Annotated in this window: 11 protein-coding genes; 6 read left to right on the forward strand and 5 right to left on the reverse strand. The window is 32.0% G+C overall.

The window, feature by feature from the left end; all coding sequences use genetic code 11:
• Positions 1–118 precede the first annotated feature (118 nt).
• Both BUA99_RS08640 and BUA99_RS08645 read right to left on the reverse strand, forming a co-directional pair.
• Entirely contained in the window at positions 119–1,237 is a 1,119-nt protein-coding gene (locus BUA99_RS08640) for a GTP cyclohydrolase (protein ID WP_072990908.1), read from the reverse strand.
• Positions 1,238–1,258: 21 nt separating this feature from the next.
• Positions 1,259–2,194: a transporter gene (locus tag BUA99_RS08645; protein ID WP_072990911.1), complete on the reverse strand. Its 936-nt coding sequence runs from the start codon at positions 2,192–2,194 to the stop codon at positions 1,259–1,261.
• 132 nt (positions 2,195–2,326) lie between these two features.
• Here BUA99_RS08645 and BUA99_RS08650 point away from each other — a divergent pair, with 132 nt between their 5' ends.
• The 6 genes from BUA99_RS08650 to BUA99_RS08675 all read left to right on the forward strand — a co-directional run bounded on the left by BUA99_RS08650 (position 2,327) and on the right by BUA99_RS08675 (position 9,225).
• A complete protein-coding gene (locus tag BUA99_RS08650; RefSeq protein ID WP_072990914.1) occupies positions 2,327–2,605 on the forward strand; it encodes a DUF4834 family protein in 279 nt (92 codons plus the stop codon).
• Positions 2,606–2,651: 46 nt separating this feature from the next.
• The gene (locus BUA99_RS08655; RefSeq protein ID WP_072990917.1) at positions 2,652–5,066 is read left to right on the forward strand and encodes a YfhO family protein; all 2,415 of its coding nucleotides are present in this window, start codon (positions 2,652–2,654) and stop codon (positions 5,064–5,066) included.
• Positions 5,067–5,161: 95 nt separating this feature from the next.
• Positions 5,162–6,454, forward strand: a complete 1,293-nt coding sequence (locus BUA99_RS08660; RefSeq protein ID WP_072990920.1) for a glycosyltransferase family 4 protein — start codon at positions 5,162–5,164, stop codon at positions 6,452–6,454.
• A gap of 26 nt (positions 6,455–6,480) precedes the next feature.
• Complete coding sequence (locus tag BUA99_RS08665; RefSeq protein WP_072990923.1) at positions 6,481–7,950, forward strand: lipopolysaccharide biosynthesis protein; 1,470 nt, start codon at positions 6,481–6,483, stop codon at positions 7,948–7,950.
• A gap of 163 nt (positions 7,951–8,113) precedes the next feature.
• Complete coding sequence (locus BUA99_RS08670) at positions 8,114–8,404, forward strand: hypothetical protein (protein WP_072990926.1); 291 nt, start codon at positions 8,114–8,116, stop codon at positions 8,402–8,404.
• 44 nt (positions 8,405–8,448) lie between these two features.
• Positions 8,449–9,225: a hypothetical protein gene (locus tag BUA99_RS08675; RefSeq protein WP_084673510.1), complete on the forward strand. Its 777-nt coding sequence runs from the start codon at positions 8,449–8,451 to the stop codon at positions 9,223–9,225.
• A 58-nt stretch (positions 9,226–9,283) separates the two neighbouring features.
• Here BUA99_RS08675 and uvrA read toward each other — a convergent pair whose 3' ends face one another.
• The 3 genes from uvrA to BUA99_RS08690 all read right to left on the reverse strand — a co-directional run bounded on the left by uvrA (position 9,284) and on the right by BUA99_RS08690 (position 14,117).
• Complete coding sequence (gene uvrA / locus BUA99_RS08680) at positions 9,284–12,073, reverse strand: excinuclease ABC subunit UvrA (RefSeq protein ID WP_072990929.1); 2,790 nt, start codon at positions 12,071–12,073, stop codon at positions 9,284–9,286.
• A 439-nt stretch (positions 12,074–12,512) separates the two neighbouring features.
• Positions 12,513–13,493, reverse strand: coding sequence for a T9SS type A sorting domain-containing protein (locus BUA99_RS08685; protein ID WP_072990932.1), 981 nt, complete (start codon positions 13,491–13,493; stop codon positions 12,513–12,515).
• 189 nt (positions 13,494–13,682) lie between these two features.
• Complete coding sequence (locus BUA99_RS08690) at positions 13,683–14,117, reverse strand: hypothetical protein (RefSeq protein ID WP_072990935.1); 435 nt, start codon at positions 14,115–14,117, stop codon at positions 13,683–13,685.
• Between the last annotated feature and the right edge of the window lie 7 nt (positions 14,118–14,124).

Consider the following 14,124-nt stretch of genomic DNA (forward strand, 5'->3'; position numbering starts at 1 on the left):
CTTTACTGATTTTAAAAATAAATTATTTTTAATACAAAAGAAAAATCCATTAGTGTAGGCTAATGGATTTTCTAATTTTATAGGATTTCAACAATAGAATTTAAAAAGGAACTGCCTTCTATAATTCTTTTTTAAAAGTACATCTTCGTTTGTGAATTTCTGGGTGAAAATGTTTCCATAAATTAATGCTTGCAGCATTATCAGCAAGCTCAGGTGTGCGAAAACAATTCAAAATTCCTTTCTCTTTAAAAGTTTCAAAATATTCTTTAAAAATCACTGCGGTTACCGCTTTGTTTTGATATTCAGGTAAAACTCCAATGAGATAAAAAATAACATCTTTGCAGTTTTTCTTTGCATTAAGCATGCGCAGGAATCCAAAAGGAAACAGCTTTCCCTTAGATTTTTGTAAAGCTTCCGTAAAAGAGGGCATTACAATACTGAAAGCTATAATATTATGATCCTTATCTTCTACAAATTTTATAAATTCTGGATTTATAAAGCTGATGTATTTTTTCTTAAAGTATTCCTTTTGTGTATTAGAAATAGCTACAAAAGAGGAAAGAGAGGCATACGATTTGTTAAATAAATCAAACATTTTATCTACATGTGGCATTACTTCTGCTGTAGTTTTAAAATTGAGCGGACTTAATTGATAACGTCGTTTTACTAAATCATTGGCTTTTTCAAAAAATTCTAACTTTACGTTTTCAAACGGAAATTTACTCTCGATATATTCTTTTTCCTTTACATAACCTAGTTTTTCAAAATGAGTTGCATAGTAAGGAGCGTTATACCATGTGATCATTGTACCTATTTGATCAAATCCTTCCGTTAAGACTCCCACTTTGTCTAAGTTTGAAAAACCCATTGGACCTTCAACATACTCCAAATGGTTTTTTCGCCCTAGTTCATATACTTTTTCTAAAAGTGCTTTAGTGACTTCGATATCATCTATAACATCAAACCAACCAAAACGAACTTTCTTTTTTTGCTGATCATTTACTTCACTCCAATTAATAATGGCAGTGATTCGTCCAACTATCTCATTGTTTCTCTTTGCAACATAGAAGTAAGCTTCAGCTGTTTCAAAAGCTGGGTTATTTTTCTTGTCAAAGCCTTCAAGTTCATCTACGATTAATGGCGGAACCCAATATTTATTATTTTTATATAATGTAAATGGAAATTTTATATATTCTTTTAATTCAATCTTAGTTTTTGCTTCGTGTATTGTAATCATATTATATTGTAGCTACTTAAATTATCCTTTTTTCGTTTTTCTAGATTTTTTAGATACTTTTTTCTTAGAATCGCCTGTTGCAACTTTTATTCTTATTTCTTTATAATTTCCATCAAATCGCCATGACATACCTACGCCACCATAAAGTATAGAAGGCGTATTTTTTAAACTATTGCTTATTGATGCATCAATTTGGAAACTATTATTTACTAAATAAGCAGCTCCTCCTCTAATTATGGCATCACTGTAAAAATCACTTTTATAACCTTGATTTTCAACAAAACCAGACCATTTATCATTAAAACCTCTAGTTAAAGTTACAACATATCCATAACTAGGAAAATCAGTTGTAAGATAGTTTGCAATTATATTCGTTACAAAAACCCATTTACCGTCACCCAAATGATTTTGTGTGATTAACATAATTTTCGGTGACACGCTCGACTCTGGGGTAAAAGAATATGGATTGTCAGAAAAGCTTAAATTGGCTCCTGCAAATACGGAAACTGCAGGCAGTAATTGTCGCCAACTCAAACCTCTATTTGCTTTCCAGCTATAAATATTAATCTTTTTTTCGTAATTTTTAAAGGGATCGTAAATCAAATATTTTGCTCCTAAAACGGTTTGCTTTAATCCTGATTGCTGTTCTTTAAGAAAATTTCTAGTCTGTTGCTGATTTTGATATTGGAAACTAGCAATGAACTCTAATTGTTCCTTAAGAAATCCCCACCTTAGCATTAAATCTACTCCAAAACCATTATTTTCATAATTTAAAATATCGTGTTGTTCATGTATACCATAAACGCCAGTTTCAACTTGGAAGACTGATTTACCTACGGAAAAGGCCGACATTGTTTCACCAGGACGATTTGAGTTTATTTGATCAGTGTATTGACCATAATGCGTTATTGGTACTAAGAATATTAATAAAAAGAGATTTTTTTTAATTTTGAACATGCTATTATATTTTTAGAGCGCAACATCGCAAGCCAAATGTACTATATTTTATCATTTATTTAAGAACGATATTTTAAATTTGCCCTGAATTTTCGGTTAGTATTTATTAATTTTGGAGAAAAATACTAAATTATGCAAATAGCTTCATTCACTGGCTTACTGAAAGCAATTTTTTACATGATTGCATTCTATTATATCTTCAGATTTTTAGCAAAATTATTTTTGCCTCTGCTAGTGAAAAAAGTGGTTGAAAAGGCTGGTCAAAACATGCAACAGCAGCAAAAAAAGCAACAAGAATCTTGGGAAAAGACTTCAAATCAGGATGAAGTAATTTATAAAACTTCAAATGCTAAAAATCCTCGTGAAACCAAAAAAGTGGGTGATTATGTTGATTATGAAGAAATAGATTAAGTTTGCCGTTTTATAAAAGCTTTTCATTAATCCAAATTTTGTCAAATTGAAAATAATAAATAAGTTCTATCCACACGTATTAGTTATATTGGGTTTTCTATTAATTTCCCTTATTTATTTTTATCCTGTGTTGCAAGGAAAACAAATCTCTCAATCAGATATTGTGCAATATACAGGAATGGCAAAAGAACAAAACGACTTTAGAGCTTCTTATGATACGGAACCTTATTGGACAAATTCTGCTTTTGGCGGTATGCCCACCTATCAGTTAGGTGCAAAATATCCACATGATTACATAGGAGCTATTGATGATACATTGCGTTTTTTACCACGTCCCGCTGATTACTTATTTCTATACTTTTTAAGTTTTTATGGATTACTTTTAGTTCTTAAAGTTGATCCATTAAAAGCTTTTTTTGGCGCTCTAGCTTTTGGTTTTTCTACTTATTTGATTATAATTCTTGGTGTAGGTCATAACGCTAAAGCACACGCAATTGCGTATATGCCGCTTGTAATTGCAGGATTTATATTGGTTTTTCAGAAAAAATATATTGTCGGTGGTTTGCTTACTCTTTTTGCGACAGCACTAGAGATTAGTGCGAATCACTTTCAAATGACTTATTACCTATTGATTTTCTTATTAATACTTTCAGGATATTTTGTTTATCAGCAAATAAAAGATAAGGATTATAAAGCATTGCTTTATTCATCTCTCACCTTGGCTGTGGCTGGGGTTTTTGCTATTGGTGCGAATGCTACAAGCTTATTGGCGACAGCTGAATATGCCGATTTTAGCACACGCGGAAAAAGCGAATTAACGTTTAATCCTGACGGTTCTAAGAATGCAAACAGCAGTGCTCTTACCTACGATTATATCACTGAATACAGCTACGGAATCATGGAAAGTTTTAATTTGATTGCACCTAGATTATTTGGTGGATCAAACAATGAAGCAGTAGGTAAGGAAAGTCATATGTATGAATTTATGATTGGGAAAGGAGTTCCTGAAGGTCAAGCGACAGATTTCGTCTCTGGAATGCCAACATATTGGGGTGAGCAACCTATTGTTGCAGCTCCGGCGTATATTGGCGCCGTAGTGTTTTTTCTAGGGATATTAGCTTTATTTATCGATGAGCGTAAGATAAAATATGTCTTTTTAGCAGGTGCAATTGTTGCTTTGATATTGTCATGGGGAAAAAATTTTCCATTACTGACTGACTTTTTCATTGATTTTGTGCCAATGTACAATAAGTTTAGAGCAGTTTCTTCAATTCAGGTAATTCTTGAGTTGTGTTTTCCAGTGCTCGCAATTATGGGATTACAATCCTTTTTTAAATTAGATAAAAAATTGCAATGGAAAGGACTTTATCAAAGCGCAAGCTTAGTGATAGGCATTATTGTGATTTTATTTTTAAGCAAAAGTTTGTTTAGTTTTTCTGGTGGTAATGATGCTTACTTTCAAGAAAGTTATGGTCCTGAATTTGTAGATGCATTAAAGCTAGATAGGATGAGTTTATATAGTGCTGATTTACTTCGATCTGCTTTTTTTGTTTTAATAGTTGCTGGAGTTTTGTGGTTAAGTATTAAGGAACGATTTGCTCAGAATACTGCAATTATAATTGTAGGTGTTTTAATGATTTCTGATCTGTTTTTTGTGGCAAAGAATTATGTATCTGCAAAAGATTTTGTGAGTGGTCGAGAGGTAGAAGTTCCTTTTCAAGAGTCGCCTTCAGATACTGAAATTTTAAAAGATACTTCAAATTACCGCGTTTTTGAAGTCTCTGGAAATTTATCGAGTGCTCGAGCTTCTTATTTTCATAAATCGATAGGAGGTTACAGTGCGGTTAAGCCGAGAAGAATGCAACAATTATTCGATTACCAAATCGCGAATAACAATATGGAAATCTTAAACATGTTAGATGTTAAATATGTAATTCAAACCGATAAGGACGGAAATGAATTTCCAACTTCCAATCCTAGGGCCAATGGAAATGCTTGGTTCGTGAGTCAAGTTAAGTCAGCTAATTCTGCCGATGAAGAAATGAAAACATTGGAAGGCTTAGATTCTAAAAACATAGCGGTTGTAAATGATAACGAATTTAAGGTAAGTAAAAAGGCTTTCGCTAAAGATATTGTATCGAAAATTGCATTGACATCTTATAAGCCCAATCACTTGATTTACAACTCAAATAATTCAAATGCTGGTTTAGCCGTATTCTCAGAAATGTATTATGGAAAAGGTTGGAATGCTTATATTGATGGAAATAAAGTAGATCACATTAGGGTTGATTATGTGTTGAGAGGCTTAGAAATTCCTGCGGGAAAACACAAGGTTGAATTTAAGTTTGAACCTCAAGTGATACAAACTGGTAGTACAATAACTTTAATAAGCGGTGTTGGAATTTTATTTCTATTAATTGGAGGTGTTTATTTTGAAAGAAAGAAAAGAGTTCAGATTTAAGATTTTTGGTTAACGATTATAGATTTAACATTTTTGAACTGCACTCTAAATTTGTTAATTTTTAATCATTTATTACATTAATAAACAAATTACTTTTGGAAAATAAAAAAGTCCTCATCATAACCTATTATTGGCCACCTGCGGGAGGACCTGGCGTACAGCGGTGGTTGAAATTTGTTAAATATCTGCCAGATTTTGCAATTCAGCCAATTGTTTATATTCCTGAAAATCCAACTTACCCCATTGTTGACGAAAACTTAATGAAAGAAGTTTCAGTAAATACAACTATTCTTCGAAACCAGATATTTGAACCTTATCAACTAGCTTCTTTTTTATCGAAGAATAAAACAAAAAAAATTAGTTCAGGAATAATTCCCAATCAAAAGAAGCAGTCATTCTTAGATAAAACTTTCCTCTGGATTCGGGGAAATCTTTTTATTCCTGATGCGCGTGTATTTTGGGTGAAACCTTCCATATCTTTCTTAGAGAAATACATTATAGAAAATAATATTAATACCATCATTACTTCAGGCCCACCGCATAGTTTACATCTTATTGGATTAGAATTAAAGCAAAAATTAAATGTAAAATGGCTTGCTGATTTTCGTGACCCTTGGACTACTATTGGCTATCATAAATCCTTGCGATTGTCAAATTTTGCTGCCAAGAAACACAAAGCTTTAGAGCGTCAGGTTTTGAATACAGCTGATACAATTATTGTAACTAGCAAGAGTACTAAAACTGAATTTGAAGCGATTACAACAAAGCCAATAGTAGTAATTACGAATGGTTATGACACGGAGCAAGTAGAGAAACAAAAATTAGATTTTAAATTCAGTTTGGCTCACATTGGTTCTTTTCTTTCAGAACGAAATCCTTTAATTTTATGGGAAAGCTTGATTGAATTAATAAATGAAATTCCTGATTTTAAATCACATTTAGAAATTAAATTAATTGGGGCTGTTAGTCAAGAAGTCTTAGAAACGATAACAAAATATAAGTTAGATCATTACCTGAGTAACTTAGGATATGTATCTCACAACGAGGCTATTGTGCATCAAAGGAAATCGCAAGTTTTAGTATTGATTGAAATTGATTCCCAAGATACAAAAAGTATCATACCGGGAAAATTATTTGAATATATGGTTTCTGGCAGACCAATAATAGCAATTGGTCCTAAAGATTCTGATTTTGCCGAAATTATACAGAATACAAATACCGGAGCGTTTTTTAAATATTCAGAGAAATTGAAATTAAAAAATGTAATTTTGGATTTTTACAAGCAGTTTTTAGAGGGAAAACTACAATCAAATGGAGTGGGTTTACAAAAATATTCTAGAAAAAGTTTAACTGAAGAATTAGCACAATTGCTCAATTCTACTTTCTAAGCTCACTACATAACTTTAAACTTTTCATGGGAATAGTATTAAATCAGTCTTTAAAGAATACCGTAATCACCTATCTGGGCTTTGGAATTGGGGCAATAAACACACTTTATTTATATCCTGTCCTTCTTGGTGCAACGTTTTACGGTTTAACAAACTACATCACTTCTTGTGCGAATGTAATTATGCCACTATTTGCAATAGGTATGCAAAATTCATTAGTAAAGTTCTATTCTCAGTACAATACCAATGAAGAAAAATCTCGATTTTTATCGTTCACAGTTCTTTTTCCATTAGTGCTGATAATTCCAATGATACTTATATCACTTTATTTTTATGATGAAATTTTATTCTTTCTTTCAAAAAAGAATGAAATAGTAAAGGATTATGTTTGGTTGATTCCTTTTATAGGATTATGTATGGCTTATTTTGAAATTTTTTACGCTTGGGCTAGAGTACACATGCATTCGGTTTTTGGGAATTTTATAAAAGAGGTGGGTTTAAGATTATTTTCCTTGGTTTTACTTATCGGAGTTTATTATGACTGGCTTTCTGTTGAAGGTTTTGTTTATGCAACTGCAGGATTATATCTTTTGGCTTTTTTGGTAACAATGTTTTATGCTTTTAGTATACAAAAGCCCACTTTTCAGTTTGCTATTCCTGCAAATGCGAAAGATATTTTAGTGTACACCTTCTACATAATTCTATCTGGCAGCGTCGCTAATTTACTTTTAGATGGCGATAAAATAATGCTAAATCAATATATGATTATTGATAATATCGCATTTTATTCAATCGCTACCTTTATAGCATTGGTAATATCCGTTCCTAGTCGGGCGATGCATCAAATTGTTTATCCAATTACTGCAAAGTTGATGCATGATAATAAGTACGACGAGTTAAATGTTTTATACAAAAAAACGTCTATAAACTTACAAGTAGTGGGAGGTTATGTGATGTTGGGAATTTTTGTAAACATTAATCAGTTATATGAAATGATTCCAAAGGAGTATAATGGTGGAATACTAGTTGTTTTTATGATTGGAATATCTAAATATTTTGATCTTATTTTAGGCAATAACAACGCAATCATTTTTAATACAAAATACTATCGTGCGGTTTTATTTTTAGGTGTTGTTTTAGTAGCAGTAGCTGTTGGATTGAATATGTTGCTAATTCCTAGTTATGGAATAATGGGTTGTGCTTTTGCAACCTTAATTTCAATTACTTTATACAGTGTGGCTAAGCTATTATTCGTTGTAAAAAGACTGCATTTATATCCTTTTACAATTCAGACTTTACATTCAATTATTTTAACTTTGATATTGTTTTTACTATTTTATTTCTGGGAATTTCCTTTTAATCCTATGATTTCGATTGCATTAAAATCAGTATTAGTAACAATTTTTTATGTATTTATAAATTATAAATTCGTGATTTCTGTTGAAATAAATCAAGCCATTGATATATTAATTAATAAAATTCGCACGCTATCTTAAATTGTATAACAGCTTTTGTGCATGGTGGTCCATTTCATAGATGGTTAAATATTATTGTTAAAAATTAAATATCATTAAAAGTGGGTATTGCGTTCGCTTTCATTTTACTCTAATTTTGCATTGGTTTTGTGTAAATAATATCAAGAAATGAGTGTCTGTAATTATGAAAAGTAAATTAATAAGCGATGACAATTTTAAAAAATTTGCTTCTATTTTAGAGGAAAAAACCAAAGATGGATTTGAAGTAGTAGAGCAAAATGATAAATTACCTTATGCTGTGCTCAAAAAAGCGGGAGAAAAGGTAAATCATAACTTGAATTTTTTCATTTGTTGCGTCACTTTAGGTATTTGGACAATTCCTTGGATTTATATTACCCAAGTCTCTTCAAAAGCAAAGAAAATCTTAGTAGCTATTGATGAAGATGGAAATGCATATGTGGATAAATGTTTTTAAGCTATATTTGCCACTTTAACCAAATCAAAAACTCAATATTTTTTATGAAAAGAACATTACTTTCGACCATTGCAATTTTATTTACATGTACAATTGCTTTCGCACAATCAAGCGCATCTTCAAGTTCTATCTCCTCGTCTAGCGATCAAAAAATGAACAACGTTAAAATTAGTTTAACTAGTTTAGTTTTTAGTAATTTTCAATTACAGTACGAGCGCAGTTTAACTAAACGTATTGGAGTTGTACTAGGTTACAGTTTCATTCCAAAAGGCGGTGTGCCGTTTAAATCTCAGTTAAACGATTTAACCTCTAATTCTAGCGATAATCAAGGTATGCTTGACAATGCGGAATTAGGTTATTCTGCAATTACTCCTGAGGTTAGATTCTATTTAGGAAAAGGATACGGTAAAGGTTTTTATATCGCTCCTTTTTATAGACACTTGAAATATGATATTACAGGGGTTAATTTTGAATATTCCAGCAATGTAGTACCGAGTAAAGAAAATATCGATATGGGAGGAAAACTTACTGCAAATACTTTTGGATTGCAATTAGGTGCTCAATTCAATTTAGGAAAACATATTATTTTAGACTGGTGGATTGTAGGGCCACATTATGGTACTTCTAAAGGTGATTTTGATGGAAAAACAGATCGAACACTAACTCCTTTTGAACAAGCAGAGCTTCAAAAAGAATTAGATGATATTGAACTTCCATTAAGTGACATAGACGCTAAAGCTAATCCAAATGGTGCTACAATAAAAATTAGCGGACCATGGGGAGGAATAAGAAGCGGAATCAGTTTAGGATATAGATTCTAATTTAAATTTAAAAAATAAAAAAAGGCCAATACATCAATTTTGATTTATCGGCCTTTTTTTATTTTTTTAAAGCAGCTTTTAGATAAGTGGCTGTTACGGATTTTTTATTTTTTACAATTTCCTCGGGAGTTCCTACAGCTAACAATTTTCCACCATTTTCACCACCTTCAGGACCTAAATCAATAACCCAATCGGCACATTTTATTAAATCGAGATTGTGCTCGATTACAATTATAGAATGTCCTTTTTCAATTAAGGCATCAAATGATTTTAACAATTTTTTGATGTCATGAAAATGTAAACCTGTTGTAGGTTCGTCAAATACAAAAAGTGCTTTTTCTTTTGTAACTCCTTTGACTAGAAATGAAGCAAGTTTTATACGCTGTGCTTCGCCACCAGAAAGAGTGGATGATGATTGTCCTAATTGTACGTATCCCAAACCTACATCTTGCAGCGGTTGTAACTTTTGAATTATTTTAGCTTGCTTTTGAGCCGTGAAGAATGCGATCGCATCATCGACAGTCATTGTTAGAATATCATTTATATTTTTACCTTCAAAGGCTACTTCCAATACTTCTTTTTTAAATCTTTTCCCGTTGCATGTTTCGCATGGTAACTGAACGTCAGCCATAAATACCATTTCTACATTTATAGACCCTTCACCTTTACAGGTTTCGCAACGCCCTCCATCAACATTAAATGAAAAATGTTTGGCCTGATAACCTCTTATTTTCGAAAGTTTCTCTCGAGCATACAATTCTCTGATATCATCATAAGCTTTTATGTATGTAACAGGATTGGAACGTGAACTTCTACCTATAGGATTTTGATCAACATATTCAATATGCTTAATTTGCGAAAAAGATCCACTAATTTCGCTGAATTGGCCTGCTTTTTCTCCTATATTTTCCAACTTTTTTTGCATCGCTGGAAATAAGATTTTTTTGACAAGTGTGCTTTTTCCGCTTCCTGATACTCCTGTAATAACCGTTAAAACGTCTAATGGAAAAGTGACATCAATATTTTGTAGGTTGTTTTCTCTCGCACCTTTTATTTCAATATAATTCTTGAAAGTTCGCCGTTTTTTTGGAACTGAAATTTCCAGATCTCCATTTAAATATTTTGCAGTTAATGAAGTCGATTTTAAAATTTCTTCATAGCTCCCTTGAGCTACCAAGTTTCCACCTAAAGTTCCTGCTTCAGGACCAATATCAATAATCATATCAGCTGCTTTCATGATATCCTCGTCATGCTCGACCACAATAACAGTATTGCCTAAATCTCTTAAGGATAACAACACTTTTATCAGTCGTTCTGTGTCTTTTGGATGCAAACCTATGCTGGGTTCGTCAAGAATATACATAGAACCAACCAAACTACTTCCTAGTGAAGTGGCTAAATTAATACGCTGCGATTCTCCGCCAGAAAGTGTTGCTGAATTTCTGTTTAAAGTCAAATAATCTAAACCAACTTCTGTTAAGAATGATAACCGATTATTTATTTCTAATAATAAACGTTTAGCAATTTGTTTTTCGTAAACATTTAAATCTATATTTTGGAAGAAAGTAACTAAATGCTTTATTGGTAAATCAACTAAGTCTGAAACTGTTTTTGAATTAATTTTTACATACGAAGCCTCGACTCTTAAACGTTTTCCTTTACAAGAATAGCATTTCGTTTTACCGCGGTAACGAGATAGCATTACACGATTTTGAATTTTGTAATTTTTTTCTTCTAGCTCTTTAAAAAAAGCATTCAGTCCCTGAAAATATTGATTGCCACTCCAAATTAATTCTTTTTGATCTTCTGATAATTGAAAGAACGGTTTGTGAATTGGGAAATCAAACTTGTATGCTTTATTGACTAATTCATCCCTGTAATAACTCATGCTTTCTCCTCGCCACGGGAATATTGCATTTTCAAATACTGATAAAGTGGTATTTGGAATTACTAATTCAGCATCAATACCTATTATATTTCCGTAACCTTCACAAATAGGACAGGCTCCATAGGGATTGTTAAAACTAAATAAGTGAACATTTGGTTCTAAAAATGTAATTCCGTCTAATTCAAAATTATTTGAATAGGTGTACTTTTTATCAGCGTTTAACTCTTGTAAATAACAAATTCCCTTTCCTTCAAAAAAGGCTGTTTGTACAGCATCGGCAAGACGGTTATAGAACTCCTCTTCCTCCTTAACTACAATTCGGTCAACAATTAACAGAATATCATTTTTATCTAATGAATCTGGTAAATCATCTAAACGGATCATTTCATTATTGACTAAAATTCGAGCAAAACCTTGCTGCAACAGCACTTTTAACTTGTCTTCTAGTTTTCTACCTTCTTCTAAATGAATAGGAGCAAGAAGCAACCATTTACTATCTAAGTCAAAAGTTTTTACATCAGTTACAACATCGGTTACGGTATTTTTTTTGACTTCTCTACCTGAAACTGGCGAGTACGTTCTACCTATTCTTGCAAAAAGTAATTTTATATAATCATAAATTTCTGTTGACGTACCTACAGTAGATCTAGCGTTAGTTGTGTTTACCTTTTGCTCAATTGCAATTGCAGGAGCAATTCCCTTTATATATTCTACTTTTGGTTTGTCTAATCTGCCTAGAAATTGTCGGGCGTAGGAAGACAAACTTTCTACATAACGACGCTGCCCTTCAGCATATAAAGTATCAAAGGCTAAACTTGATTTTCCAGAACCCGAAAGCCCAGTTATAACTACTAATTTATTTCTTGGAATCGCAACATCAACATTTTTTAAGTTGTGGACTTGCGCTCCTTTTATAATGATATTTTTCTTTGGATCTAATTGAGAAAGGTCAACTTGCATAAAAACATTAATTTGCACAAAAGTAATCAATTTTAAACGGACTGAAAGAATTGAACAAGTCACAATTATTGATTAAAGTACGGCATTCAGCTCGTTTTTAAAGCATCTATCGTTTTTATGTTTCTTAGCTTGTAAATAAATCCTACTTTTATATTTATTTTTGAAAAACTAATAAAAAAAGCGTATTGAAATCGTTACAATTTATTTTTATTTTATTGATGTCAATCACTGCTTTTTTCCCCGCTCGCTTGCGGGTATGGAAGCGAAAACGTCTTGTTTTTATAATTACTTTAGAAGGTAGTTCTGGCTTTTTAGAAGATTTTTACTAAGTACTTCATTAAATATTTTTTTTTTAAATAATCAAATAGTTATTTATCATCGTTAGAAATTAAACTGGTTATTTTTGCTTACGATTTATTTACTTTTTTAAATTTGAGAGTTATTCAATCGAAATATTATAGCTTTCAACTTGGTCGTTGATAAAAATTTTTAAAACATAAATCCCTTTTTTTAAATTCTGTATTGAATGAGAGGCTTTGTTATTGTCAATTTGAATTATTGATTGTGATTTACCCATCATATCAAACAGTTCACCATTAATTTTTGATCCAGATTTTGGTTGAATATTTTGGTCGCGTAAATCAATTTGAAGGAAGTCTCGCGCAGGGTTAGGATACGCTTGATATATGTTTTCTCCAGCCGTTTGTAAAGTATCTGACAGGCTTCGAACAGTCGAACATCTTCTAAAAAAAACATTATATCTCTTCCATTCGGCCCATCCACAGCTACTTTCAATTCTACATTCTACGGTGTACGATCCTGCAATCCCGTCAGGTTCAACTATACCTGTAAAAAGATTATTAATATTTGTAATAATATCATCTGCAATTATTGTAGCACCTCTAAAAATTCTGTAGTGATAGCGTAATATATTTGGTGCGGAAGTATTGATTGCAAACCGTGCAATATTTTGACCTCTTATATTTATGCAAAAATCAGAATTACCATTTGAATTTGTAAAAGTTACATTATCAATTTGGGGCTGTCCAATTCCAATTATTATATGTTTTAAACTATTTTGACCGCATGAGTTTATGATGTTTGCAGTTAATGTTACCGTGCCATTTGCTACTGATGTAATCGTGGCTTGATTATTAGATTGCGTTGAAATGATTGCTTTTGTAAGATCTGATGAACTCCAATTTACGGTATTTCCTGCACCTGCATTAATTGTATAAGTAGTAGAAGTATCTAGAGTACAAATTGTGTTTGCACCACTAATAGTTGCAGGACTGGTAAATGGATTTATTGTTATGCTGCAGGTTCTTGTTGTTTGTGCTATTCCATTAATAAAGGGAGTGACAGATACATTGGAAGGCAAAGAAATTGATGAACTAGGTGTTAATGTTACCGTACTCATCGATGATGTTGCTGAACCAGACCATCCGCTGTAACTCCATTGATAGGTAACCGTTGCACCACTCGGAATATTTGCTGGTGTAACTGTAAAAGTTCTTGAACTAGTATCTCCACAAGCTAAACTTAAACTTGTTGGAGAAAAAGTGAAAGTTGGAAGTGGTGTTTTAGATATTGTGAAACTACAAGTTGTTTAATATTCTGTTCCTCCGCTTGACTTAAAAACTACAAATAGGATACCCCCAGAAACATTGAAGTCGGAAGAATTAATCGAGAAATTGGCTGAAGCTTGACGGGTATTAGGTTGTACAAGAGTATTCCAAGATGATTCTTGAATCTGTCCCCAACTTCTTTCTATCCTCGAATCTGATGAAGATTTTTGAGTATAAACACGCAAATCACTCAAACCAACTACTTGACCATTAGGTTTACTTAAATTTATTCCTAAATTTATAGATGTACTAGTACTTGTACCGAAATCTAAATTTCCGCAATTTGCTGCCGAAATCGTAGCTTGACCATTGTTTGTATATTGCAAATTTTGAACACTTGCTGTTACTTGCGAATAAGTGCTAAAACTAATAAATAGCATTGCAATAAATTGTAAAAACTGTATTTTATTTTTCATATTAAGT

Source organism: Flavobacterium segetis (genome assembly GCF_900129575.1).
Lineage (GTDB): Bacteria > Bacteroidota > Bacteroidia > Flavobacteriales > Flavobacteriaceae > Flavobacterium > Flavobacterium segetis.